This is a genomic window from Pseudomonas sp. (genome assembly GCF_049653025.1).
Classification (GTDB): Bacteria; Pseudomonadota; Gammaproteobacteria; order Pseudomonadales; family Pseudomonadaceae; genus Aquipseudomonas.
In genome coordinates, this window is sequence record NZ_JBASFM010000021.1 from 52,115 (window position 1) to 77,024 (window position 24,910).

General features: G+C 60.8%; 28 protein-coding genes. 15 read left to right on the top strand and 13 right to left on the bottom strand.

The window, feature by feature from the left end:
* Positions 1–101: 101 nt before the first annotated feature.
* Positions 102–539: a YhcB family protein gene (locus WBK23_RS17945; protein ID WP_424485294.1), complete on the top strand. Its 438-nt coding sequence runs from the start codon at positions 102–104 to the stop codon at positions 537–539.
* A gap of 189 nt (positions 540–728) precedes the next feature.
* Entirely contained in the window at positions 729–1,256 is a 528-nt protein-coding gene (locus tag WBK23_RS17950) for a thermonuclease family protein (protein ID WP_424485295.1), read from the top strand.
* Between the two features lie 126 nt (positions 1,257–1,382).
* Here WBK23_RS17950 and cysN read toward each other — a convergent pair whose 3' ends face one another.
* The 3 genes from cysN to WBK23_RS17965 all read right to left on the bottom strand — a co-directional run bounded on the left by cysN (position 1,383) and on the right by WBK23_RS17965 (position 5,115).
* On the bottom strand, positions 1,383–3,281 hold the full coding sequence (gene cysN / locus WBK23_RS17955; protein ID WP_424485296.1) for a sulfate adenylyltransferase subunit CysN: 1,899 nt from the start codon (positions 3,279–3,281) through the stop codon (positions 1,383–1,385).
* A 1-nt stretch (position 3,282) separates the two neighbouring features.
* Positions 3,283–4,200, bottom strand: a complete 918-nt coding sequence (gene cysD, locus WBK23_RS17960) for a sulfate adenylyltransferase subunit CysD (protein WP_424485297.1) — start codon at positions 4,198–4,200, stop codon at positions 3,283–3,285.
* A gap of 156 nt (positions 4,201–4,356) precedes the next feature.
* On the bottom strand, positions 4,357–5,115 hold the full coding sequence (locus tag WBK23_RS17965; RefSeq protein WP_424485298.1) for a Nif3-like dinuclear metal center hexameric protein: 759 nt from the start codon (positions 5,113–5,115) through the stop codon (positions 4,357–4,359).
* Positions 5,116–5,225: 110 nt separating this feature from the next.
* On the opposite strand from WBK23_RS17965, the gene algW reads away from it, so the two are divergent.
* The 3 genes from algW to WBK23_RS17980 all read left to right on the top strand — a co-directional run bounded on the left by algW (position 5,226) and on the right by WBK23_RS17980 (position 9,298).
* On the top strand, positions 5,226–6,368 hold the full coding sequence (gene algW / locus WBK23_RS17970) for a Do family serine endopeptidase AlgW (RefSeq protein WP_424485299.1): 1,143 nt from the start codon (positions 5,226–5,228) through the stop codon (positions 6,366–6,368).
* Positions 6,369–6,563: 195 nt separating this feature from the next.
* Positions 6,564–8,558, top strand: a complete 1,995-nt coding sequence (locus WBK23_RS17975; RefSeq protein ID WP_424485336.1) for a TonB-dependent siderophore receptor — start codon at positions 6,564–6,566, stop codon at positions 8,556–8,558.
* A gap of 17 nt (positions 8,559–8,575) precedes the next feature.
* Positions 8,576–9,298 carry a DUF4198 domain-containing protein gene (locus WBK23_RS17980; RefSeq protein ID WP_424485300.1) on the top strand — a complete coding sequence of 241 codons (723 nt, stop codon included), beginning with the start codon at positions 8,576–8,578 and terminating at the stop codon, positions 9,296–9,298.
* A gap of 56 nt (positions 9,299–9,354) precedes the next feature.
* On the opposite strand, the gene hisC is transcribed toward WBK23_RS17980, so the two are convergent.
* From hisC to WBK23_RS18030, 10 genes are all read right to left on the bottom strand, one after another.
* Entirely contained in the window at positions 9,355–10,407 is a 1,053-nt protein-coding gene (gene hisC, locus WBK23_RS17985; protein ID WP_424485301.1) for a histidinol-phosphate transaminase, read from the bottom strand.
* Between the two features lie 72 nt (positions 10,408–10,479).
* Positions 10,480–11,790: a histidinol dehydrogenase gene (hisD, locus tag WBK23_RS17990; RefSeq protein ID WP_424485302.1), complete on the bottom strand. Its 1,311-nt coding sequence runs from the start codon at positions 11,788–11,790 to the stop codon at positions 10,480–10,482.
* 121 nt (positions 11,791–11,911) lie between these two features.
* The gene (hisG, locus tag WBK23_RS17995) at positions 11,912–12,547 is read right to left on the bottom strand and encodes an ATP phosphoribosyltransferase (protein ID WP_424485303.1); all 636 of its coding nucleotides are present in this window, start codon (positions 12,545–12,547) and stop codon (positions 11,912–11,914) included.
* Positions 12,548–12,551: 4 nt separating this feature from the next.
* Positions 12,552–13,817, bottom strand: a complete 1,266-nt coding sequence (murA, locus tag WBK23_RS18000; protein ID WP_424485304.1) for a UDP-N-acetylglucosamine 1-carboxyvinyltransferase — start codon at positions 13,815–13,817, stop codon at positions 12,552–12,554.
* Positions 13,818–13,829: 12 nt separating this feature from the next.
* A complete protein-coding gene (locus WBK23_RS18005) occupies positions 13,830–14,069 on the bottom strand; it encodes a BolA family protein (RefSeq protein ID WP_424485305.1) in 240 nt (79 codons plus the stop codon).
* Between the two features lie 222 nt (positions 14,070–14,291).
* Entirely contained in the window at positions 14,292–14,600 is a 309-nt protein-coding gene (locus WBK23_RS18010; protein ID WP_424485306.1) for an STAS domain-containing protein, read from the bottom strand.
* Positions 14,597–15,229: an MlaC/ttg2D family ABC transporter substrate-binding protein gene (locus tag WBK23_RS18015; protein WP_424485307.1), complete on the bottom strand. Its 633-nt coding sequence runs from the start codon at positions 15,227–15,229 to the stop codon at positions 14,597–14,599. Before WBK23_RS18015 ends, WBK23_RS18010 begins: the two co-directional genes overlap by 4 nt.
* A gap of 11 nt (positions 15,230–15,240) precedes the next feature.
* Entirely contained in the window at positions 15,241–15,714 is a 474-nt protein-coding gene (mlaD, locus tag WBK23_RS18020; protein WP_424485308.1) for an outer membrane lipid asymmetry maintenance protein MlaD, read from the bottom strand.
* The gene (mlaE, locus tag WBK23_RS18025) at positions 15,714–16,511 is read right to left on the bottom strand and encodes a lipid asymmetry maintenance ABC transporter permease subunit MlaE (protein ID WP_424485309.1); all 798 of its coding nucleotides are present in this window, start codon (positions 16,509–16,511) and stop codon (positions 15,714–15,716) included. The genes mlaD and mlaE overlap by 1 nt, the downstream gene beginning before the upstream one ends.
* Positions 16,511–17,320 (bottom strand): ATP-binding cassette domain-containing protein, encoded by an 810-nt coding sequence (locus WBK23_RS18030; protein ID WP_424485310.1) that lies wholly within the window; start codon positions 17,318–17,320, stop codon positions 16,511–16,513. Before WBK23_RS18030 ends, mlaE begins: the two co-directional genes overlap by 1 nt.
* A gap of 247 nt (positions 17,321–17,567) precedes the next feature.
* On the opposite strand from WBK23_RS18030, the gene WBK23_RS18035 reads away from it, so the two are divergent.
* The 10 genes from WBK23_RS18035 (at position 17,568) to WBK23_RS18080 (ending at position 24,846) form a co-directional block, all read left to right on the top strand.
* Entirely contained in the window at positions 17,568–18,542 is a 975-nt protein-coding gene (locus tag WBK23_RS18035) for a KpsF/GutQ family sugar-phosphate isomerase (protein WP_424485311.1), read from the top strand.
* Entirely contained in the window at positions 18,542–19,081 is a 540-nt protein-coding gene (locus WBK23_RS18040; RefSeq protein ID WP_424485312.1) for a KdsC family phosphatase, read from the top strand. The genes WBK23_RS18035 and WBK23_RS18040 overlap by 1 nt, the downstream gene beginning before the upstream one ends.
* An 8-nt stretch (positions 19,082–19,089) precedes the next feature.
* Entirely contained in the window at positions 19,090–19,659 is a 570-nt protein-coding gene (lptC, locus tag WBK23_RS18045) for an LPS export ABC transporter periplasmic protein LptC (protein WP_424485313.1), read from the top strand.
* Positions 19,646–20,188, top strand: a complete 543-nt coding sequence (gene lptA / locus WBK23_RS18050) for a lipopolysaccharide transport periplasmic protein LptA (RefSeq protein WP_424485314.1) — start codon at positions 19,646–19,648, stop codon at positions 20,186–20,188. The genes lptC and lptA overlap by 14 nt, the downstream gene beginning before the upstream one ends.
* Before the next feature lie 2 nt (positions 20,189–20,190).
* Positions 20,191–20,916 carry an LPS export ABC transporter ATP-binding protein gene (gene lptB, locus WBK23_RS18055; protein ID WP_424485315.1) on the top strand — a complete coding sequence of 242 codons (726 nt, stop codon included), beginning with the start codon at positions 20,191–20,193 and terminating at the stop codon, positions 20,914–20,916.
* Positions 20,917–21,194: 278 nt separating this feature from the next.
* Complete coding sequence (locus WBK23_RS18060) at positions 21,195–22,709, top strand: RNA polymerase factor sigma-54 (RefSeq protein ID WP_424485316.1); 1,515 nt, start codon at positions 21,195–21,197, stop codon at positions 22,707–22,709.
* A gap of 194 nt (positions 22,710–22,903) precedes the next feature.
* Positions 22,904–23,212: a ribosome hibernation-promoting factor, HPF/YfiA family gene (hpf, locus tag WBK23_RS18065; protein WP_424485317.1), complete on the top strand. Its 309-nt coding sequence runs from the start codon at positions 22,904–22,906 to the stop codon at positions 23,210–23,212.
* A gap of 15 nt (positions 23,213–23,227) precedes the next feature.
* Positions 23,228–23,701, top strand: a complete 474-nt coding sequence (gene ptsN, locus WBK23_RS18070; protein WP_424485318.1) for a PTS IIA-like nitrogen regulatory protein PtsN — start codon at positions 23,228–23,230, stop codon at positions 23,699–23,701.
* Between the two features lie 2 nt (positions 23,702–23,703).
* Positions 23,704–24,561 carry an RNase adapter RapZ gene (rapZ, locus tag WBK23_RS18075; RefSeq protein ID WP_424485319.1) on the top strand — a complete coding sequence of 286 codons (858 nt, stop codon included), beginning with the start codon at positions 23,704–23,706 and terminating at the stop codon, positions 24,559–24,561.
* 12 nt (positions 24,562–24,573) lie between these two features.
* Entirely contained in the window at positions 24,574–24,846 is a 273-nt protein-coding gene (locus tag WBK23_RS18080; protein WP_424485320.1) for an HPr family phosphocarrier protein, read from the top strand.
* The last annotated feature ends 64 nt before the right edge of the window (positions 24,847–24,910 follow it).

Below are 24,910 nucleotides of genomic sequence, written 5' to 3' on the forward strand. Positions count from 1 at the left end.
CGCCGCACACATCACCGCAAACGTTTCGGCATTGCATTGCGGTATACAGCGCAGGTTCGAGCCGTTAACGTAAAGCAAAGCCGTTTAGAGAGGAAGGACTCGTGGAACAGACGCTCACCGCCTGGTTGCTACCGGCCATTACCCTGGTTGCCGGCATTGCCATTGGCTTCCTGATTGCCCGCCTGGCACCCAATGCCGCCCCTAGCCGCACCCAGCGCCAGCTGGATGAAATGCAGGAGCGCTTCGACGCTTATCAGAGCGAAGTGGTCAGCCACTTCAACACCACCGCCAGCATGGTGAAAAAGCTTACCCAGAGCTATCAGGACGTACAGGAACACCTGTCCGACGGTGCCAACCGCCTGGCCCTCGACGAGCTGACCCGCCAGCGCCTGCTTGCAGCCCTGCACGCCGACGACGCCAGCGAAAAACGCGAGCGGCTGACTCCGCCGAAAAACAACGAAATGCCCAAGGACTACGCGCCGAAAAGCGCCGATGTACCGGGCATGCTCGATGAAAGCTACGGGTTGAAGAACAAGTAACCACTAACCCGCCGCAGCGCAATCCCGAGCAACAGCACGACGAAGCCCCGCTGGATTTATTCAGCGGGGCTTTTTCTTGCCCGCGGACGAGACCTCGACCGCAGAAGCACTTTTCGGCTTCTTTATACTTGCCCCTCACCACACCCGCTGCCATCACCTACCAGCATTGCAGCCAAGCCTGAGAGAGACATGAAAACCCTGATTGCCATGATCATGTCCAGCCTACTGAGCGGACTCGCGCACGCTGAGCAAATCAGCTGCCGGGTTGTCGCCATCAGCGACGGCGACAGCTTCGATTGTGCAACGACTGCAAGCACGCAGATTCGTGTACGCATGGCCGAGATCGACGCCCCCGAGCGCAAGCAACCTTATGGGCAGCAAGCCAAGCAGGCCCTGACGAAGCTGATTTACGACAAGTCGGTCATGCTCCATGTGCACAGCATCGACCGTTTCGGCCGCACCTTGGCCCGCGTGTTTATCGGCACGCTCGACGTGAACTCCAGCATGGTTCAACAAGGCGCGGCCTGGGCCTATACCGAACAGCTCAAGGATCAAAATCTGCGCGACACCGAGACCTTTGCCCGCAACATGGACAAGGGGCTGTGGGCACAACCGGCAGAAGACATCGTGGCACCGTGGAAGTGGCGTTATGCCGGCAGAATCAACGAACACGCAAAAAAACAGACGCGCCCGCAAACCTCGTTCTCGCAGTTTTGAGTGAGCACAGAAAACCTGCTGAAGAAGTTTCTGACGTCGCACTGCGACGACCCGCAGGGTGGCCACCAGGAATGGTCGGCCACAAAAAACCCCGCACCAGGCGGGGTTTGTTAACGGGGCAGTGACTTAGATGGCCCCACGCTCACGCAGCAGCGCCAGCACCAGCTTGACGCCCTCTTCCACCGACACCGACTGCGTATCGATCAGCAGATCGGCATTCAGCGGGATGTCGTAAGGGAAGGACTCACCGGGGATATTGTCACCCGCAGCTGCGTACAGGCCTTGCGGGTCACGCTCAGCGCAGACCTGCGGTGAAGCCTGGACGTAGACGGTGAGCAGACGCTCGGCACCGATCAGCGCCTTGGCCTTCTCACGGCCTTCGGCATCCGGCGCGACGAACGCAGCCAGAGTCAGCAGACCCGCTTCGTTGAACTGACGCGCAACGTGAGCGGCGCGGCACCAGTTCTCGGTACGCCCGGTACGGTCCTGTGGCAGGCCTTTGTTCAGGTCGTGACGCAGATTCTGGCCATCCAGCACATAAACGGCACGGCCCATATCGAACAGCTTGCGCTCCACGGCGTAGGCCAAAGTGCTCTTGCCCGCACCGGACAGGCCGCTGAACAGCACGGTAGCCGGCTGTTGACCGAAGCGCGTGGCACGCTCTTCGGTGGATACATGTGCCAGCTTGCCATGATGACCACCCGCGCCCGCTTCGACAGGTTCGGCGATAATCATGCCGGCACCGACGGTGCCGTTGGTCAGGCGGTCGATGATGATAAACGAGCCGGTGGTGCGGTTATGCGCATAGCCGTCCAGCGCAATCGGTGCATCCAGGGCAATGCGCACCTGGCCGATCTCGTTGAGCTGCAGGCTGCTCGCCGCGCCCTCTTCCAGAGTATTCACATCGACCCGGTGGGTGATGCTGGCAATCGAGCCCGGCACGTAGCTGGTGGCGCGTTTGATGTCGTACTTCTTGCCCGGCAGCATCGGCTCTTCGGCCATCCACACCAGCATGGCGTCGAAGCTGTCGACCACCTGCGGGCGGTTGTCAGCATGCACCAGCATGTCGCCACGCGACACGTCGATCTCGTCTTCCAGGGTCAGGGTGATCGCCTGGCCCGGGCCGGCCTGTTCCAGCTCACCTTCGAAGGTGACAATGGACTTGACCTTGCTGCCCTTGCCCGATGGCAGCGCGATGACTTCGTCGCCCTTGCGCACGATGCCGCTGGCCAAAGTGCCGGCGAAACCGCGGAAGTTCAGGTTGGGACGGTTGACGTACTGCACCGGGAAACGCAGATCGTTGAAGTTGCGATCACCCGCCACCTCGACGGTCTCGAGGATTTCCATCAGCGACTGCCCGGTGTACCAAGGCGACTGCTCGCTCTTGTTCACCACGTTGTCGCCTTTCAGCGCCGACATCGGCACGAAGTGCATCGAGCTTGGCTTAAAGGCAATGCCTTCGACAAACGTCAGGTAATCGCTCTTGATCTGCTCAAAAACGCCTTGATCGAAGCCTTTGAGGTCCATCTTGTTGACGGCGATGACGATGTGCTTGATGCCCAACAGCGAAGCAATAAAGCTGTGGCGCTTGGTCTGGGTCTGCACGCCGTAACGGGCGTCGATCAGGATGATCGCCAGGTCGCAGTTGGACGCACCAGTGGCCATGTTGCGGGTGTACTGCTCATGGCCCGGGGTGTCGGCAATGATGAACTTGCGCTTGGTGGTGCTGAAATAGCGGTACGCCACATCGATGGTGATGCCTTGCTCGCGCTCGGCCTGCAGACCGTCGACCAGCAGTGCCAGATCGATGTCTTCACCGGTGGTACCGACTTTTTTCGAGTCTTTGGTGATGGCATCCAGATGGTCTTCATAGATCATCTTGGAGTCATGCAGCAGACGACCGATCAGGGTGCTTTTGCCGTCATCGACGTTGCCGCACGTCAGGAAGCGCAGCAGCTCTTTACGTTCGTGCTGGGCCAGGTAAGCGAGGATGTCCTCGCTGATCAATTCGGATTGGTGCGACATATTAAAAGTACCCCTGACGTTTCTTCTCTTCCATAGAGCCGGAGGAGTCATGGTCGATAACTCGGCCTTGGCGCTCAGAAGTCTTGGCCAGCAGCATTTCCTGAATAATTTCCGGCAAGGTGCTGGCGGTGGATTCCACCGCGCCAGTCAGCGGGTAGCAACCGAGGGTACGGAAGCGCACCATCTTCTTGTGAATGCTGGCTTTTTGCTCGGGGGTGAGGTGTTCGAGAATGCGCTCGTCGTCGATCATGATCAGCGCGCCGTTCATCTCGATCACTTCGCGCTCTTGGGCGAAGTACAGCGGCACAATCGGGATACCTTCCAGATAGATGTACTGCCAGATGTCCAGCTCGGTCCAGTTGGACAGCGGGAATACGCGGATCGACTCGCCCTTCTTGACGTTGCCGTTGTACACATTCCACAGCTCGGGCCGCTGATTCTTCGGGTCCCAGCGGTGCTTGCTGTCGCGGAACGAGTACACACGCTCCTTGGCGCGGGACTTCTCTTCATCGCGGCGCGCGCCACCGAAGGCGGCGTCGAAGCCGTACTGGTCCAGCGCCTGCTTGAGACCCTCGGTCTTCATCACGTCGGTGTGCTTGGCACTGCCGTAGGTGAAGGGGTTCATGTCCTGCGCCACACCATCGGGATTGGTATGGGTGATCAAGTCCAGGCCGTACTCTTTGACCATCTTCTCGCGGAAGCTGTACATCTCCTGGAACTTCCAGCGCGTATCGACGTGCATCACCGGGAACGGCAGCTTGCCGGGAAAAAACGCTTTGCGCGCGAGGTGCAACATCACGGCGGAATCTTTACCGATGGAGTACAGCATCACCGGGTTATCGAACTCGGCGGCGACCTCGCGGATGATGTGGATGCTTTCCGCCTCCAACTGCTTCAGATGCGTCAATTTATCGAGCATGGCTACTCACAGCTATCTCACGAAGAGAGCGTTATTGGACGGCCTACGGGCCGTGGACGAGGGCGGCACTTTATCACAGCACCCTCTTCTATTCAGGAGCCCGGTTAGATCGAAACGATCTAGCTTTATGCCTGCAAGAAAGGCCGCAAAAGCGGCCTAAATAGGATTAGGACAGTCGATAAACAGGTGCTCAATGGCAAAGCGTCGCGCCAGATAATCACCCAGCGCCTGCACCCCATAACGCTCGGTGGCATGGTGGCCGGCGGCGATAAAGCTGATGCCATTTTCCCGGGCGCTGTGGAAGGTCTGCTCGGAGGCCTCTCCGGTCAGGTACAGGTCGACGCCGGCAGCAATCGCCTGATCGATATAACCCTGGCCGCCGCCGGTGCACCAGCCGACCCGGCGAATCATCTCGCTGCCTTCGACCAGCAGCGGCTCACGGCCGAGTACCTGATGCACATGCCGGGCGAAATCACGCGGGCTCATGGCCTCGGCGAGCGAACCAAGCAGGCCGACCGTACGCGGATTTTCCGGCTCCAGCGGGCCTTCGACGGTGATACCCAGCTGCGCGGCCAGTTGCACGTTATTGCCGACCTCGGCATGCACATCCAGCGGCAGGTGATAGGCCAGCAAGCTGATGTCATTGGCCAGCAGGGTCTGCAGGCGGCGGCGCTTCATTCCGGTGATGCAGGGATTTTCGCCTTTCCAGAAATAGCCGTGATGCACCAGCAGCACATCGGCTTCGGCCTCGACAGCGGCATCGACCAGCGCCTGGCTGGCGGTCACGCCGCTGACGATGCGCCGCACCTGCGGCCGGCCTTCGACCTGCAGGCCATTGGGGCAGTAATCGCTGATGCGCGCCGCGTTCAGGTAGCGGTCGGCTTCTTCCACCAGGGTCGCCAGGGCAATGGCCATAGGGTTTCCTTCTCAACAGTTGCGAGGCGCTGCTTTATTCGCAGTCACCTCTCTATAATGGCGCACCTTAAGGGGCGCACCCGCCCCTCGCAACCCTCAGGATTGGATCGATGTTCAAGGCCCTGCGTTTCCTCGGTTGGCCCCTGCTGGTCGGCGTGCTGTCGGCACTGCTGATCATGCAGTATTTCCCGCAATGGGTCGGCTTGCCGGGACAGGACGTGAATGTGCGCCAGGCACCGTTCTACAGCCGCATGCAGGAAGGGCCGGTGTCCTATGCCGAGGCGGTCACCACCGCGTCGCCCGCCGTGGCCAATCTGTACACCACCAAATTCGTCAACAAACCGGCCCACCCGCTGTTCGAAGACCCGCAGTTTCGCAAGTTCTTCGGCGACAACCTGCCCAAGCAGCGGCGCATGGAGTCGAGCCTGGGCTCAGCGGTAATCATGAGCCCAGAAGGCTACCTGCTAACCAACAACCACGTGGTGGCCGATGCCGACCAGATCGTGGTAGCGCTGAAGGATGGCCGTGAAACTCTGGCGCGGGTGATTGGCAGCGACCCGGAAACCGACCTCGCGGTGCTGAAGATCGACCTGCAGGATCTGCCGTTTATCATCCTCGGCCGCTCGGACAATATCCGCATCGGCGACGTCAGCCTGGCCATCGGCAACCCGTTTGGCGTCGGCCAGACCGTGACCATGGGCATCATCAGTGCCACCGGGCGCAACCAGCTGGGCCTGAATACCTACGAGGACTTTATCCAGACCGATGCGGCGATCAACCCCGGCAATTCTGGCGGTGCCCTAGTGGACGCCTATGGCAACCTGATCGGCATCAACACCGCGATCTTCTCCAAGTCCGGCGGCTCGCAAGGCATCGGCTTCGCCATTCCGGTCAAACTGGCGATGGAAGTGATGCAGGCAATCATCGAACACGGCCAGGTGATTCGCGGCTGGCTGGGCATCGAAGTGCAGCCACTGACCCCGGAGCTGGCGGAATCTTTCGGTATGGATGGCCGCCCCGGCATCGTGGTTGCCGGCATCTACCGCGACGGCCCGGCGCAGAAAGCCGGCCTGCAACCGGGCGACCTGATTCTCAGCATCGACGGCGAAGCAGCCGGCGACGGCCGCCGTTCGATGAACCAGGTCGCACGCGCCAAGCCGGGCGAGGAGATTCGCATCGACATCCTGCGTAACGGCAAGCCACTGCAACTGAGCGCCGAAATCGGCGTTCGGCCACCCGCGAACGGCAGCTAAGCCCAGCCAAAATCTTGTAAAACCGCTGTATGGGCTAACTCTTTTCATTTTTAATGTTATGTTATTACATTAAAAATCAATGAGAGAGACCCTGTGCGCCTGCCCCTCGCCCTACTCGCCTGCCTGCCCATCAGCCTGCTCAGCCATACCCTGCAGGCCACAGAAGAAACCGCAGCGATTCAGCTCGACGACAGCATCATCAGCGCCCACCAGGAACCGGCTGGTAGGACGATCAAGAGCTTTCGCGCCTATTCCTCATCCACGGCGAGCAAAACCGACACGCCGATTGAGGAAATCCCCCAGGCCATTAGCGTGGTGCCTGCTCAGGTGCTCGATGATCTGGGTACCACGCGCATCGACCGCGCCCTGGACTTTGCCGGCGGCGTGTCGCGGCAGAACAACTTCGGCGGCCTGACCTTTCTCAATTACAGCGTGCGCGGCTTCACTACTGGCGAGTTGTACCGCAACGGCTTCGCCATCAACCGCGGCAGCTACAGCGCACCGGATGCCTCGGGCATCGAGCGTATCGAGGTGCTCAAAGGCCCGGCCGCCAGCCTGTATGGCCGTGGCGATCCCGGTGGCATGGTCAATATCGTCAGCAAAACACCGCAGGCCAAAGCCTTCAGCCAACTTAAGGCCAGCGCCGGCAGCTGGGATCGCTACCGCAGCAGCCTGGACGTCAACACCCCACTGAATGACGAGGCCACCCTGCTGTCGCGGGTCAATCTGGCGGTAGAGGATAACCAGAGCTTTCGCGACCACGTCGGCAGCAAGCGGCAGATCGTCAACCCCTCGCTCAGCTGGCAATTGAGTGCAGACACTCATCTGGCGCTCGATAGCGAGTTTTCCCGCACCGAAGCGGTGTTCGATCGCGGCATCCCGGCCGTGAATAACCAGTTGGGCTCGGTGCAGCGCTCGACTTTTCTCGGCGAGCCCAATGACGGCGAGGTGCGCAACGACACCCAGTTGCTGCAACTGAGCCTGGAACATTACCTAGACGAGTCCTGGAAGCTGCGCCTGGCCAACCATTACGCCCAGGGCACGCTACAGGGCAACAGTTCGGAGCCCTCGCGCCTGATCGGCACGCAGGTCACGCGTTTCTATCGGCAACGCGATTTCGAGTGGAACAACAACATCACCCAGGCAGAACTGCATGGCAGTTTTGCCACCGGCGAATGGCAACACCAGACGCTCGCCGGGCTGGAGTACGAGAACTATCGCAATAGCCAGAAATACCCGCAGAGTGCCACTTCGCTGGGCTACGGCCAGGCTATCTACCAGCCGGTGTACGGCCAGGCCAAGCCGGCCATCATCAACCCCAATGATTTCTTCGAGCACGTCGACAGCTACGCCCTCAACCTGCAGGACCAGATACGTTTCAGCGAACGCCTGAGCGGCCTGCTCGGCGCACGCTTCGAACGCTTCGAGCAAACCGCTCTGAACCGCAGCACGCGCGTCAGCAACCAGCAAAGCAAAGATGCCAGCACCGCCCGCGCGGGCCTGCTGTACCAACTGACGCCCGCCGTCGGCGTGTTCGCCAACGCCTCCAGCTCGTTCAAGCCCAACAGCATCAGCAGCCAAGGCACGGTGTTCAAGCCCGAACAAGGCATGGGCTACGAAACCGGGCTCAAACTCGACCTGCTCGACAGCCGCCTGGGCGCGACCATCGCGCTGTTCCATATCGACAAGGAGAACGTGCTAACGGCCGACCCGCTCAACCCCAGCAACAACATCGCCGCCGGTAAGGCGCGTAGCCAGGGCCTCGACCTGCAGTTCAGCGGCCAGTTGAGCGACGCCGTGCGCATCATCGGCGCCTACGCCTATATCGATGCCGAAGTGACCGAGGACAACAGCCTGCCGGAGGGCAGCGACCTGCTCGGCATCGCCCGCAACAGCGCCAGCCTGCTCAGCGTCTACGAGTTTCAACACGGCGGGCTACGCGGCTCGGATATCGGCGCGGCGCTCAACTATGTCGGCGAGCGCTCCGGGCAAACCGGCAGCGATTTCAAACTGCCGGCCTACAGCACCGTCGACCTGCTGGCCCACTACCAGGCCAGCCGCGACCTCAGCCTCGGCGTGAATCTCAACAACCTGTTCGACCGCAAATACTACGAGCGTGCCTACAACAGCGTGTGGGTACTGCCGGGCGAGCCGCGCAACCTCAGTTTCAGCCTGACCCTCAACCTCTGACCCCAAGGAATACCCGTATGCGCAACCCTACCCTGCTCGCCGCCTTGTTGGCTGCCTTACTCGCCGGCCAAGCCCAGGCCCACGGCCTGTGGACCGAACAACGCCGTGGCAATATCGAGACCGTCTACGGCCATGGCGCGGAAGACAACGCCTTCAAGGCCGAAAAAATCAGCGGAGCCTGGGCCTATGACCCACGCGGTACGATGATCCCGGTCACCGTGCAACGCCTGGACGACCACGCCCGCCTGCAACCACTGAAAAGCCCGGCGGTGCTGGGCGTGGCGCTGGACAACGGGGCCTGGTCGAAGACCCCGGACGGCCAGTGGATCAACCAGGGCCGCAGTAAAGTGCCAAACTCGACCGAGTCGCTGCACACCTACAAATACAGCCTGGCGATCTACCAGGAAGGGGCCAAGCTGCCGAAGCTGGAGCAGCTGAAGATGGTCATTCTGCCGGAGGTTGATCCACTCAAGGTCGGCCCGGGCAAGCCGCTGGCGGTGCGGGTACTGGTGGATGGCAAACCCGCAGCGGGGGTCGAACTGATTGGCGACTACCGTGGTGCGGCGCACCAGGTGAGCGCCAAGACTGACGCCGAAGGCCGCGCCCAGGTGCTGGTGCGCAACGAAGGGCTGAATGTGATCAGTGCGTCCATCAGCTTGCCGGTCAAAGGCGACAAGGATATCGAGACCCGCGGCCTGTTCACCTCGCTGACCTTCCTCGGCGAAGCGCACCACGAGTAAGGCTTCGCAGATAACAAAAAGCCGGAGCACTGCTCCGGCTTTTTAACGGCCGCAATTTACAGGCCTTGCAGAGCATCCATTAGCGCCTGGTTCTGCTCCGGCGTGCCAATGGTGATGCGCAGGAACTGGGCGATACGCGCCTGCTTGAAGTGACGCACGATCACCCCCTGCTCACGCAAACCGGCCGCCAGGGTCGCCGCATCCTTGCCCGGATGACGGGCGAAGACGAAGTTTGCAGCAGACGGCAGTACCGCAAAGCCCAGCTTTTCCAGCCCAGCCACTACCGCTTCACGGCTGTCGATCACGCGCTGGCAGGTTTGCTCGAAGTAAGCCTGGTCCTCGAACGCCGCTGCCGCACCGGCAATCGCCATGCGGTCTAGCGGGTAGGAGTTAAAGCTGTTCTTGATCCGCTCCAGCGCTTCGATCAGGTCCGGATGGCCGACCGCGATACCGACCCGCAACCCGGCCAGCGAGCGCGACTTGGACAGGGTCTGGCTGACCAGCAGGTTGGGGTATTTATCCACCAGGCTGATCGCCGTCTCGCCGCCGAAATCGATATAGGCCTCGTCGACCAGTACCACGCTATCCGGGTTGGCCTTGAGCATGCACTCGATGGCATCCAGGGCCAGAGGGCAGCCGGTCGGGGCATTGGGGTTAGGGAAGATGATGCCGCCATTGGGCCGCGCGTAATCCTCGACGCGAATCTGGAACTGCTCATCCAGCGGCACCTGCACGAAGTCGATGCCATACAGGCCGCAGTACACCGGATAGAAGCTGTAGCTGATATCCGGAAACAGCAGCGGTTGGCCGTGCTGGAACAGACCGTGGAAAGCGTGGGCCAGCACCTCGTCGGAGCCGTTGCCGACAAATACTTGGGCGGTCTGCACGCCGTAGTAGTCGGCCACCGCCTGCTTCAGGCGGTCGCTATTGGGGTCCGGGTACAGGCGCAGGTTGTCGTTCAGCTCAGCCTGCATGGCGGCGATCGCCTTGGGCGACGGGCCATAGGGGTTTTCATTGGTGTTGAGCTTGACCAGTTTGGCCAGTTTCGGCTGCTCACCCGGCACATAAGGCACCAGGTCCTTGACGAAGGGGCTCCAGAATTTGCTCATCTGCCCTTCTCTCCTCAAATTCGTTGCGTTTTTGATGGGTATCGCTGCGCTCAACCCATCCTACGGAAAACGTTATGGCTTGATGCGGTACTCGGCGCTGCGGGCGTGGGCGGTCAGCGACTCACCACGGGCCAGCACCGAGGCAATCTTGCCCAGCTCCGACGCGCCCTCGGCGGAACAATGGATGATCGACGAGCGCTTCTGGAAGTCGTACACCCCCAGCGGCGAGGAATAGCGCGCAGTGCCGGAGGTCGGCAGCACGTGGTTAGGACCCGCGCAGTAATCGCCCAGCGCCTCGGCGGTATAGCGCCCCATAAAGATCGCACCGGCATGACGGATCAGCGGCAGATACTGCTCGGGATTCTCCACCGACAGCTCCAGGTGTTCCGGCGCGATACGGTTGGCCACTTCGATGGCCTGCTCCATATCGGCCACCAGAATAAGCGCGCCACGACCTTCCAGCGAGGTGCGGGCAATCGTCTCGCGCTCCAGGGTCGGCAGCAGCTTGGCGATGCTCTCGGCGACGCGGTCGAGGAAAGCGGCATCCGGGCTGACCAAAATCGACTGGGCGTCTTCGTCGTGCTCAGCCTGGGAGAACAGGTCCATGGCGATCCAGTCCGGATCGGTCTGGCCATCGCACACCACCAGAATCTCCGAAGGGCCGGCGATCATGTCGATGCCGACCTTGCCGAATACGTGGCGCTTGGCGGTGGCCACATAGATATTGCCGGGGCCGACGATCTTGTCTACCGGTGGCACGCTCTCTGTGCCATAGGCCAATGCAGCCACGGCCTGGGCACCGCCGATGGTGAACACGCGGTCGACGCCGGCGATGCAGGCGGCGGCCAGGACGATCTCATTGATCTCGCCGCGCGGGGTCGGCACCACCATCACCACTTCCGGCACGCCGGCGACCTTGGCCGGGATGGCGTTCATCAGCACCGAGGACGGATAGGAAGCCTTACCGCCCGGCACATACAGGCCAGCGCGATCCAGCGGAGTGACTTTCTGCCCCAGCACCGTGCCGTCGGCCTCGGTGTAGCTCCAGGAATCCTGTTTCTGCCGCTCGTGGTAGCTGCGCACGCGCTCGGCGGCCACTTCCAGGGCCTGGCGCTGCTCAGGAGTGATGCGGGTCAGGGCCAGTTCCAGACGCTCGCGCGGCAGGATCAGGTCCGCCATCGAGGCGACATCCAGGCCGTCGAACTGCTTGGTGAACTCGACCAATGCCGCATCGCCACGCTCACGCACGGCCTTGATGATGTCCAGCACGCGATGGTTGACCGTATCATCCGAGACACTTTCCCAGCTCAGCAGATGATCCAGATGCTGGGCAAAATCCTGGTCAGCGGCATTGAGTCGGCGAATAGCGATAGGAGCGGTCATAGCGGGCCTCTTAATTGGCAAATGCTCGGGCGCCCGTAGAGTAACAACCACTCCGCGTGGGCACCTGAGAATTTTGGCTATAACGCGGATAGGCTAGGCCGCGCAGGGGCGGCCATCAAACTCAGCGGGGGTGTCGCGCTTCGACCGCATCGCGCAAGGTGTCGATCAGCGCTTGAATGCGGCCATGCTGCATCTTCATCGACGCCTTGTTGACCACCAGGCGCGAGCTGATCGTGGCGATCAGTTCCTGGGCTTCCAGACCGTTGGCGCGCAGGGTGTTACCGGTGTCAACCACGTCGATGATCTTGTCAGCCAACCCCACCAGCGGGGCCAGCTCCATCGAGCCATACAGCTTGATGACATCGACCTGACGGCCCTGCTCGGCGTAGTAACGTTTGGCCACGTTGACGAACTTGGTGGCCACGCGCAGGCGACCTTTCGGCTCGGGCGCACCTACGGCACCGGCAGTCATCAGCTTGCATTTGGCAATACGCAGGTCCAGCGGCTCATACAAGCCCTGGCCACCGTATTCCATCAACACGTCTTTACCGGCTACACCGAGGTCTGCCGCGCCGTGCTCGACATAGGTCGGCACATCGGTGGCACGCACGATCAGCAGGCGCACATCATCCAGGGTGGTCGGAATGATCAGCTTGCGGCTTTTGTCCGGGTTTTCCGTCGGCACAATGCCGGCCGCAGCAAGCAGCGGCAGGGTGTCATCGAGAATTCGGCCTTTGGACAGGGCAATGGTCAGCATGGTCTTAGCCCGGCACGCGGCGAATCTTCGCCCCCAGCAGCTGCAGTTTCTCTTCGATGCACTCGTAACCACGGTCAATGTGGTAGATGCGGTCGATCAGGGTGTCGCCCTCGGCCACCAGCGCCGAAATCACCAGGCTGGCCGACGCACGCAGGTCGGTGGCCATAACAGGCGCGCCCTTGAGAGTTTCCACCCCAGTGACGATGGCGGTGTTGCCTTCGACCTGGATCTGCGCACCCATACGGGTCATTTCATAGACGTGCATAAAGCGGTTTTCGAACACGGTTTCGATCACCGTGCCGGTGCCTTCGGCAATCGCGTTGAGCGCCACGAACTGCGCCTGCATGTCGGTTGGGAACGCGGGATACGGCGCGGTACGCAGGTTCACGGCTTTCGGCCGCTTGCCATGCATATCCAGCTCGATCCAGTCATTGCCACAGGTGATTTCCGCACCGGCCTCCTGCAACTTGGACAGCACCGCTTCCAAGGTAGTCGGATCGGTGTCCTTGACCTTGACTCGACCGCCCGTAGCAGCCGCAGCCACCAGGTAGGTGCCAGTTTCAATACGGTCAGGCATCACGCTGAAGCGCGCGCCGTGCAGACGCTCGACGCCATCGATGGTGATGGTGTCGGTGCCGGCGCCGCTGATTTTCGCGCCCATGGCAATCAGGCAATTGGCCAGGTCGACCACTTCCGGCTCGCGTGCGGCGTTTTCCAGCACGCTGCGGCCACGGGCCAGGGTGGCGGCCATCATGATGTTTTCAGTACCGGTCACGCTGACGGTATCGAAGAAGAAGTGCGCGCCACGCAGGCCGCCTTCTGGAGCCTTGGCCTTGATGTAACCGGCTTCGACATCGATGATCGCGCCCATGGCTTCAAGACCACGAATGTGCAGGTCAACCGGACGCGAACCGATGGCGCAACCGCCTGGCAGAGCGACTTCGGCATAACCGAAGCGCGCCACCATTGGGCCAAGTACCAGGATCGAGGCGCGCATGGTTTTCACCAGCTCATAGGGCGCGACCAGAGTCTTGATCGCTCGCGCGTCGACTTCAACGCTGAGCTTCTCGTCGATGATCGGCTCGATGCCCATGCGGCCGAACAGCTCGATCATGGTGGTGATGTCGTGCAAATGCGGCAGGTTGCAGATGGTGACCGGCGCATCGCCCAGCAGGGTGGCGGCGAGAATCGGCAGGGCAGAGTTCTTCGCCCCGGAAATGCGGATTTCGCCATCGAGGCGCACACCGCCGGTAATAATCAGTTTGTCCATGATTCTCTCGGTTTAGGAGCGCGCGGCCCAATCGGCACGGCTGAAAAATTTCATGCTCACGGCGTGGATGCTGCCATCGGCAATCCAGGCATTCAGGTGAGCGTAGATTTGCTGCTGACGCTTGACCGGGCTAAGAGCGGCCAGCTCGTCACTGATCAGATTCAGTTGGAAGTTACAGCCTTCGCCTTCTACTTCCACCTGGGTATCCGGCAATTTAGCCTCCAGGAAACTTTTTACTTCTAAGGCCTGCATGCTCAACCTCGATCAGTGCATAAATTAACGACCGCCGAGCCAATGGGCCGCAGAGGTACTGCTGCTGCGCCCTGCGGCATTGAAAACAGCGGGGTCTAACCGTCGCTCGCTGGAATGTTCAACGGCCTGCCAAGGCTCGCGGGTCGGGCATCATACAAAAAAGCCCCCCGCCTGCGAACCCCGCATTCCTGCCAACCGACCGAAGCCCGGTCGATCTGCGGCTCAAGCTTGCAGAGACAACACGTCAAGCAGCCCCGAAACGGCGGCAATTTCGCGCATATCCTTGGGCAGATTGCGCACGCTGAGCACCTTGCCGGCGGCCTGCGCATCGCGCATAAACGCCAGTAGCAGGGACAGTCCCACGCTGCTGGATTTGCTTACTGCGGCGCAATCGACCACATAAGCCTCGGCCGCGCTGGTCTTGATCAACCGCGCCCCGGCGTCACGCAAAGCCGGCGCACTGAGGTAATCCAGCACGCCGGCCAGCAGGAAAACGCCGGAGGCCTGCTCGCTGATCTGCGCCTGACTCACGACTCGCTCGCCCCTTGGCGGGCCTTGGCCACGGTATCGGCCCAGCTGTCGATGACCTTGTCCAGGTCATTGCCATTGTTCTGCATGGACTGGGCGAACTGGTCACGGAACAGCTTGCCGACGTTGATGCCATTGATGATCACGTTGCGCATCTTCCAGGTGCCGTCGAGGCTGACCATGGTGTAGGACAGTGGGTAGACCGTGCCGTTACCGTCCTTGATCTCCATGTTCACCGCGGTGCGCTGCGGGTCCTGCGGGCCATTGCCCGGCAGTACGCGGATGTCCTGGTTGTTGTATTCGAGCAAGGCGTTGCCATAGAACTGCATCAGGCTGCGCTTGAAGTTTTCCTGGAAGCGCGTCATCTGCTCCGGCGTAGCCTGACGCGAGAAGCGCACGGTCATCACGCCACGGGAAATGCCGTCGACATCGACCACGGGGCCCAGAATGTTATTCAGCGCGGTGTAGAACGCGCCCGGATCGGTGCGGTACTGCTCTTTATTGGCCTTCAGATCGGCCAGCAGCGTGGTGGTGGTCTGCTGCACCACCTCATGGGCCGCCGGTGCGGCCATGACGGCAGAAGACATAACTGCCAGGCATATGAAAATGCTATTGCGCAGTGCTTTGATCATATCCAACACCCCTATTTATTGGCTTGGTCTTTGTTCACTGAATTGAGCAAGAACTTGCCAATCAGGTCTTCCAGCACCAGCGAAGACTGCGTGTCATGGATGGTGCTGCCATCACGCAGCACCTCCTCTTCGCCGCCCACGCTGATGCCGATGTACTTTTCGCCCAGCAGCCCCGAGGTCAGGATCGACGCCGTGGAGTCGGCCGGCAGGTTGTTCACATCATCGTCCAGTACCAGGGTCACCCGCCCAGTGTAGCTGTCGCGGTCCAGGTCAATCGCGGTCACCTTGCCGATCGTCACACCCGCCATGGTGACTTTCGAGCGCACCGTCAGCCCGGCGATATTGTCAAAATTGGCATACACCTTATAGGTGTCATCACTGCTACCCACGGTCAGACCACTGACGCGCAAGGCCAGCAGCAACAAGGCCAACAACCCGGCCAACAGGAACAAGCCGACACCCACTTCCAGCGTGCGGTTCTGCATCAGAAATCTCCAAACATCAAAGCGGTCAGAATAAAGTCCAGCCCCAACACGGCGAGCGAGGCGTACACCACAGTTTTTGTGGTGGCACGGCTGATCCCTTCCGAAGTCGGCTCACAATCGTAGCCCTGGAACACGGCGATCCAAGTCACGACAAATGCGAAGACGATGCTTTTGATCAGGCCATTGAGCACATCTTCGCGGAACGAGACACTGCTCTGCATGGTGGCCCAGAACGAGCCTTCATAAACCCCCAGCCAGTCCACGGCGACCATCGCGCCGCCCCAGATGCCGACCACGCTGAAGATCATCGCCAGCAGCGGCATCGAGATAAAACCGGCCAGCAAACGCGGCGCGACGATGTACTTGAGCGGATCGACGCCGATCATCGCCAGGCTGGAGAGCTGCTCAGTGGACTTCATATTGCCGATTTCCGCGGTCAACGCCGAACCAGCGCGCCCAGCGAACAGCAACGCGGTGACCACCGGACCGAGCTCACGCAGAAGAGTGAGCGCCACCATCTGCCCGACCGCCTGCTCCGAGCCGTATTTGGCCAGGATGCTGAAGCCCTGCAGCGACAACACCATGCCGATAAACAGGCCCGAGACCACAATGATCGCCAGGGACATCACCCCGACCGAATACAACTGCTTGATCAGCAACTGGAAGCTGTTGCCCGTCGAGCCGCCGCCAAACAGCGCGCGCAGCAGGAACAGGCTGGAACGGCCCAAGGTTCCGACCACGTCGATGCCGGCGCGACCGAACAGACGAATCCGCTCGAGCACAGATGTCTTGCGCATCAGCGCTCCCCCAACAGGTCATCGCGGAAATTCGCCGCAGGAAAATGGAACGGCACCGGACCATCCGGCGTTCCCTTCATAAACTGACGCACCCGCGGATTATCCGACTCCATCAGCTCGGCCGGCGTTCCCTGGCCCAGCACCTGCGTATCACCTACTACATAGAGGTAGTCAGCAATGCTGGCGGTCTCGGCCAGGTCGTGGGACACAACAATGCTGGTAATCCCCAGCGCATCAGTGAGCAGACGAATCAAGCGCACCAGCACGCCCATCGCAATCGGGTCCTGGCCGACGAAAGGCTCGTCGTACATCAGAATCTGCGGATCCAGGGCAATCGCCCGTGCCAAGGCCACGCGACGCTTCATGCCGCCCGACAACTCATCCGGCATCAACTCCAAGGCACCGCGCAGACCCACGGCCTGCAGCTTCATCAGCACGATGTCGCGGATCATCTCTTCCGGCAGCTGGGTGTGTACGCGCAACGGGAAGGCGACGTTCTCGAACACGTCGAGGTCGGTGAACAGCGCCCCACTCTGGAACAGCACGCCCATCTGCTTGCGCATATCGAACAGTTCGCCACGCGACAGCGTCGGCAAGTTCAGGCCATTGACCCAGACTTCGCCCTGACTCGGCTTGAGTTCGGCAGCGATCAAACGCAACAAGGTGGTCTTGCCGCAGCCGGAAGGCCCCATGATGCCGGTGACCTTGCCGCGCGGAATACGAATATCGATATCTTTGAAAATATCCCGCTCGCCACGCTTAAAGCTCAGGCTTTTAAGCTCGACTGCGTACGGGCTCTCGGCGCTCATCTGGACTCCTTGCTAAACGCTTGCCTGACAGACGCACCACCCCGAGAAAAGGGCACTACTGACCATCGAACGTACCGAAAATGGCCGCGAACTATACCACCCCACACCTACCCGCCAAAACCGAACTTGTCACCGCAGATAAGTGCCGCACACTTCAATCGGCCCGGAGAACGTGTGGAAATACTGGGCAGGCGCACCTTTACCGCTATAATCGGCGACTTTTAGTCAGCATGCCCTCAGAGACGTTATGAGCCAGCCTACCGAATTGATCCAATCCGCACAGCGCACCATTCGCCTGGAACTCGAGGCGATTGAGGACCTGCTGCAGCGTATCAACGGAGATTTCGTCAAGGCCTGCGAGCTGATCCTGGCCAGCAAGGGCCGTGTGGTCGTGGTCGGCATGGGCAAATCCGGACACGTCGGCAACAAGATTGCCGCCACCCTGGCCAGCACCGGCACCACCGCATTCTTTGTCCACCCGGCCGAAGCCAGCCACGGCGACATGGGCATGATCACCCGCGACGACGTGGTCCTGGCGCTGTCCAACTCCGGCTCCACTGCCGAAATCGTCACCCTACTGCCGCTGATCAAGCGCCTCGGCATCACCCTGATCAGCATGACCGGCAACCCCGAGTCGCCGCTGGCCAAGGCCGCCGAGGTCAACCTCGACGCCCGCGTCTCGCAGGAAGCCTGCCCGCTAAACCTGGCCCCGACCTCCTCCACCACGGTATCCCTGGTGCTGGGTGACGCCCTGGCCATCGCCCTGCTGGAAGCACGCGGCTTTACCGCCGAAGACTTTGCCTTCTCGCACCCGGGTGGCGCACTGGGCCGACGCCTGCTGCTCAAGGTCGAGAACGTCATGCATGCCGGCGACAGCCTGCCCAAGGTCCGCCGCGGCACCTCGCTGCGCGACGCGCTGCTGGAAATGACCCAGAAAGGCCTGGGTATGACCGTAGTAGTCGAGGCTGACGGCAGCCTGGCCGGGGTCTTCACCGACGGTGACCTGCGTCGCACCCTGGACCGCAGCATCGACGTACGCCAGGCGGTGATCGACGAGGTAATGACCGCCCACGGCAAGACCGCCCGCGCCGAAATGCTCGCCGCCGAGGCCCTGAAGATCATGGAAGACCACAAGATCAGTTCGCTGGTGGTGATCGATGAGCACAATCAACCGATCGGTGCACTGAACATGCACGACCTGCTGCGCGCCGGAGTGATGTGATGAGCCCTAACGCAACCAACCCCGACCTGCTGAAACGCGCCCAAGCCATCAAGTTGGCCATTTTCGATGTCGATGGCGTACTGACCGACGGCAAACTGTACTTCCTGGTCGATGGCAGCGAGTTCAAGACCTTCAACACCCTCGACGGCCATGGCATCAAGATGCTGATCAACTCCGGCGTACGCACGGCGATCATCAGCGGCCGCAAGACCCCGGTGGTTGAGCGCCGCGCACAGAACCTGGGGATTCAGCACCTGTACCAGGGCCGCGAAGACAAGCTGGTGGTACTGGATGAACTGCTGGCCGAACTCGGCCTAGACTATGCACAAGTCGCCTACCTGGGCGACGATCTGCCTGACCTACCGGTGATTCGCCGCGTCGGCCTGGGCATGGCTGTCGCCAGTGCCGATGCCTTTGTTCGCCAGCATGCTCATGCGGTGACCCAGGCCCGCGGCGGCGAAGGTGCAGCCCGTGAGTTCTGCGAGCTGATCATGCAGGCCCAGGGCACGCTTGAAGCCGCCCAAGCCGCTTACCTATAGAGTCCACCATGCCACGCAAACTGAGCAATATCGTCCTGTTCGCTTTTGTCGCCACGCTGGTGGCGGCACTCGGCTACTGGAACCTGGTGCCGGACAGTTTCGACGAACAGCCGCAAACCAGCGCCCGCGAAAGCGCCATCGACTTCTACGTGGTCAACGCCAACACCGTGCAATACCAGGCTGACGGCAAGCTGCACTACGACATGACCGCCGACAAGGTCGAGCACATCAAGACCAGCGACGTTACCCTGCTTACCAACCCGAACATGAACCTGTACCGCGGCACCGAGCTGCCCTGGAAGATCCGCAGCGAGCGCGGCGAAGTCGCACCGGGCGGTACAGAGGTCGAATTGATCGAGCGCGTGCGCGTTGAGCGCACCGACGCCAAAGGCCGCCCGACCATACTCAACACCAGCCGCCTGACCGTATTCCCCGAGAAGGAATATGCGCAGACCCAGCAAGCCGTTAGAATCGACGCGGCCAATGGGGTGACCACGGCACAAGGAATGAAAGCGTACATGAATGACGGCCGGATGCTCCTGCTGTCCAACGTAAGAGGTCAGCATGAGGCTCGTTAACACCCTCCCCCTACTACTCAGCCTTAGCGCCGCACTCGGAAGTGCCAGCGTCTGGGCCCTGCCGTCTGATCGCGAGCAGCCCATCCGCATCCAGGCTGACAGCGCAGAACTCGACGACAAGCAAGGCGTGGCCGTCTATCGCGGTGACGTAATCATCACCCAGGGCACCATGAAGGTCACCGGCGACACCGTGACCATCACCCAGGACGCCAAGGGCGATGTCGAGGTCTTCACCTCGGTCGGCAAGCCGGCCTACTACGAACAACTGCCGTCCGCCGACAAGCAGATCGTCAAGGCCTACGGCCTGACCATCCAGTACTTTATGGCCAACGAGCGCGTGGTGCTGATCGATCAGGCCAAGGTGATTCAGGAAGGCAACACCTTCGAAGGCGAGAAAATCGTCTATGACACCCAACGCCAGATCGTCAACGCCGGCCGCGCCACAGGCACCAATGTGACCGCACCGCGTCCGCGCATCGACATGGTGATCCAGCCGAAGAACAAACCAGCCGAACAGCAGGCGCAGTAATAATGGCCACATTGAAAGCCCAACACCTGGCCAAGAGCTACAAAGGCCGCCAGGTCGTGCGCGACGTCAGCCTGAGTATCGACAGCGGGCAGATCGTCGGCCTGCTCGGCCCCAACGGGGCCGGCAAGACCACCTGCTTCTACATGATCGTAGGCCTGGTGCAGGCCGATCAGGGCCGCGTGCTGATCGATGACCTCGACGTCAGCCACCAGCCGATGCACGGCCGCGCCCGCGCCGGGATTGGCTACCTGCCGCAGGAAGCCTCGATCTTTCGCAAGCTCAGCGTGGCCGACAACATCATGGCCATCCTGGAAACGCGCAAGGACCTCGACGGCGCTGGCCGGCGCAAGGAGCTGGAAAACCTGCTGCAGGAATTCCATATCAGCCATATCCGCGACAACCTCGGTATGAGCCTGTCCGGCGGCGAGCGCCGCCGCGTGGAAATTGCCCGCGCCCTGGCCACCAACCCGAAATTCATTTTGCTCGACGAACCGTTCGCTGGCGTCGACCCGATCTCGGTCGGCGACATCAAGCAGATCATCCACCACCTCAAGGCCAAGGGCATCGGCGTGCTGATCACCGACCACAACGTCCGCGAGACCCTGGATATCTGCGAAACCGCCTACATCGTCAGCGATGGCCAACTGATCGCCGAAGGCGATGCACAAGCCATTCTGGCCAACCAGACGGTGAAAGAAGTTTACCTGGGGCACGAGTTCCGCCTGTAACAGCCGCTTTCTCAAGCCGACTGCAGCCAAAGCTAGCAGGCCTCTGAAAACGTAGACGAGGCAGCCGAGACAAGGAAAAAACAGGCGAAAAAGCGGAGTGTACGAGTTGTACATGAGCATTTTGAGCCAGTTTTTAACGCTGTATCGGCAACGCAGGTAGTTTTCAACGGCCTGCTAGGCAAAGCCCTTAAAGTTAGGCATATTATTTGCTTCCTAGTGGCGCTTTAAAAAACGCCCTGTCGTGGATTGCGCACAGACGCCGGTAAATAAGGTCTGCAATGAAACCATCGCTAGTCCTGAAGATGGGCCAGCAGCTGACGATGACCCCGCAGCTGCAACAGGCCATCCGCCTACTCCAACTGTCGACCCTGGATCTGCAACAAGAGATCCAGGAGGCCCTGGAGTCCAACCCGATGCTCGAACGCCAGGAAGAAGGCGACGATTTCGACAACTCGGACCCCATGGCCGATGGCGCAGAAAGCGCATCCTCCAGCGAACAGCCAGAAACACCGTACCAGGAGACCAGCTACCAGGAAGCCACGCAGACCGTGGACAACCTGGAAGAAGGCGATTGGGGTGAACGCATCCCCAACGAGCTGCCGGTCGACACCGCCTGGGAAGACATCTACCAGACCAGCGCCAGCAGCCTGCCAAGCAGCGCCAGCGATGATGACGAGTGGGACTTCACCACCCGCACGTCCAGCGGCGAAAGCCTGCAAAGCCACTTGCTCTGGCAACTCAATCTGGCAGTGATGTCCGACAAGGACCGCCTGATCGGCGTCACCTTGATCGACTGCATCAACCAGCAAGGCTATCTGGAAGAAACCCTGGAAGAAGTGGTGGACGCCTTCGACCCGGAACTGGATATCGAGCGCGACGAAGTCGAAGCCGTGCTGCACCGCATCCAGCAATTCGAGCCCACCGGCATCGCCGCACGCAACCTGGGCGAATGCCTGCTCCTGCAACTGCGTCAGCTGCCGGCGAAAACCCCATGGCTGAGCGAAGCCCAGCGCCTGGCCAATGACTTTCTCGACCTGCTCGGCAGCCGCGACTACAGCCAGTTGATGCGCCGCATGAAGCTCAAGGAAGACGAGCTGCGCCAGGTCATCGACCTGATCCAGAGCCTTAACCCGCGCCCCGGCTCGCAGATCGAATCAAGTGAACCGGAATACGTGGTGCCCGACGTGATCGTGCGCAAGCACAACGAACGCTGGCTGGTGGAGCTGAACCAGGAAGCCATGCCACGCCTGCGGGTCAATGCGCAATATGCCGGCTTCGTCAAACGTGCCGACTCCAGCGCCGACAACACCTTTATGCGCAACCAATTGCAGGAAGCGCGCTGGTTTATCAAAAGCCTGCAAAGCCGCAACGAAACCCTGATGAAGGTCGCCACGCAGATCGTCGAACACCAGCGCGGCTTCCTCGACTACGGCGATGAGGCAATGAAACCGCTGGTTCTGCATGACATCGCCGAAGCCGTGGGTATGCACGAATCGACCATTTCGCGGGTTACCACGCAGAAATTCATGCACACCCCGCGCGGCATTTACGAGCTGAAATACTTCTTCTCCAGCCACGTCAGCACCTCCGAGGGCGGCGAATGCTCGTCCACCGCGATCCGCGCCATCATCAAAAAACTGGTCGCCGCGGAAAATGCGAAAAAGCCGTTGAGTGACAGCAAGATCGCTGGTTTACTGGAAGCACAGGGCATTCAAGTAGCCCGCCGCACGGTCGCCAAATACCGTGAATCCCTCGGAATAGCGCCTTCCAGTGAGCGCAAACGATTGATCTAAGGCGGCACAAAGAAGGAAGACACAAGCTCCGCACAGAACGCGCCCAGGCCTCGCCTTTTCTCAAAAGCAGCCATACTGCCAATAAGTAATCAGCGACCGTGCCAGGCTCGTTCTGCCAGAGTCTTCCACGCCACAGTGTTCCGGCGGCAGGCCTCTTGCCTGCCTCTTACACACGGCAACAAGGAGAAAGCGGTATGCAAGTCAACATCAGTGGACATCAGCTGGATGTGACCGACGCCCTGCGCGCCTACGTCGACGAAAAACTCAGTCGCCTGGAGCGCCACTTCGACAAGATTACCAACGTGCAAGTCACCATGGAGGTCGAGAAGCTCAAACAGAAAATCGAAGCGACCTTGCACATTGCCGGCGGCGAAGTCGTCGCCAATGCCGAACATGAAGACATGTACGCAGCCATCGATTTACTGACTGACAAACTCGACCGACAACTCATCAAACACAAGGAAAAACAGCTCGAACGTCAACAGGGCGCTATGGCCCGCTGACATCGTCTATCTCCTATGATCCGACTTGAAACTATCCTGACCCCCGGCCGTTCTTTGGTGAACGTGCCGGGCGGCAGCAAAAAACGTGTTCTCGAACAGATTGCCAACCTGGTGGCGCGCGAGCTGCCTGACCTGGATGGCCAAGACATCTTCGAAAGCCTGATCGCCCGCGAAAAACTCGGCTCGACCGGTTTCGGCAATGGCATCGCCATTCCGCACTGCCGTCTGCCCGGCTGCAGCGCGCCGATCAGCGCCCTGCTGCGGCTCGACGCGGCGGTCGACTTCGATGCCATCGACGGCGCGCCGGTCGACCTGCTGTTCGTCCTGCTGGTTCCGGAAGCCGCCACTGACGCTCACCTGGAACTGCTCCGGCAGATCGCCAGCATGCTCGACCGCAGCGACGTGCGCACCAGCCTGCGCCAGGCCGAGAGTAGCGAAGCGCTGTATCAGGTGGTCGTGGACGTACAAAGCCAACTCAATCGAGCCTGAGCATGCGCCTGATCATCGTTAGCGGTCGCTCCGGCTCCGGAAAAAGCACCGCCCTCGATGTGCTTGAGGACAACGGCTTCTACTGCATCGACAACCTGCCCGCCGGCCTGCTGCCCGAACTGGCCGAACGCGCACTGCTGCACACCGAATTGCTGCACCCGCTGGTGGCCGTTTCGATCGATGCGCGCAACCTGCCCAGCCACCTCAAACGCTTCCCTGAGCTGCTCGACGAGGTGCGCGCACGGCATATCAAGTGCGATGTGATCTACCTCGACGCCGATGAAGAAACCCTGCTCAAGCGTTTCTCGGAAACTCGCCGACGTCATCCGCTGACCAACGAAAACCGCTCGCTGGCCGAAGCGATTGCCGATGAAAGCCTGCTGCTCGGGCCGATCATCGACCTGGCCGACCTGAAAATCGACACCACCCACCTCAACCTGTACCAGCTGCGCGACAGCCTCAAGCTGCGCCTGCTCAATCAGCCTGAGCCGGGTACCGCGTTTCTGATCGAGTCCTTTGGCTTCAAGCGCGGCATGCCGGTGGATGCCGACCTGGTCTTCGATGTGCGCTGCCTGCCCAACCCTTACTGGAAACCGGACCTACGCGATTACTCAGGGCTGGATCAGCCGGTGGTCGACTATCTTTCCGCCCAGGCCGATGTCGAGGAGATGTACCAGGACATCCTCGCCTACCTGACCAAATGGCTGCCGCGTTTTGCCGCCAGTAACCGCGCCTACGTCACGGTGGCGATCGGTTGCACCGGCGGCCATCACCGCTCGGTCTATCTGGCCAACCGCCTCGGCGAAACCCTCAAACCTATTCTGAAAAACGTTCAGACTCGCCACCGCGACCTCAGTTAAGGAATTGCCGCGATGCCCGCCTGCGAAATCACCATTATCAACAAGCTTGGCCTGCACGCCCGCGCGGCGGCCAAGTTTGTCGGCGTCGCCGGGCGCTTTCCCTGCCAGGTCAGAGTCGGCCGCAGCCCGGAAAGTCTGGTCGACGGCAAGAGCATCATGGCCGTGATGATGTTGGCCGCCGGCAAAGGCACCACCGTGCACCTGCTGACCGAAGGTGAACAGGACGCCGACGCGCTGCAAGCCCTGAGCGAGCTGATCAACAACTACTTCGACGAAGGCGAGTAAACCCGCAGACAATAAAAAATGTCCGGGAGACATTTTTAACGTCGCGTAGCGACGCGCCCGTAAG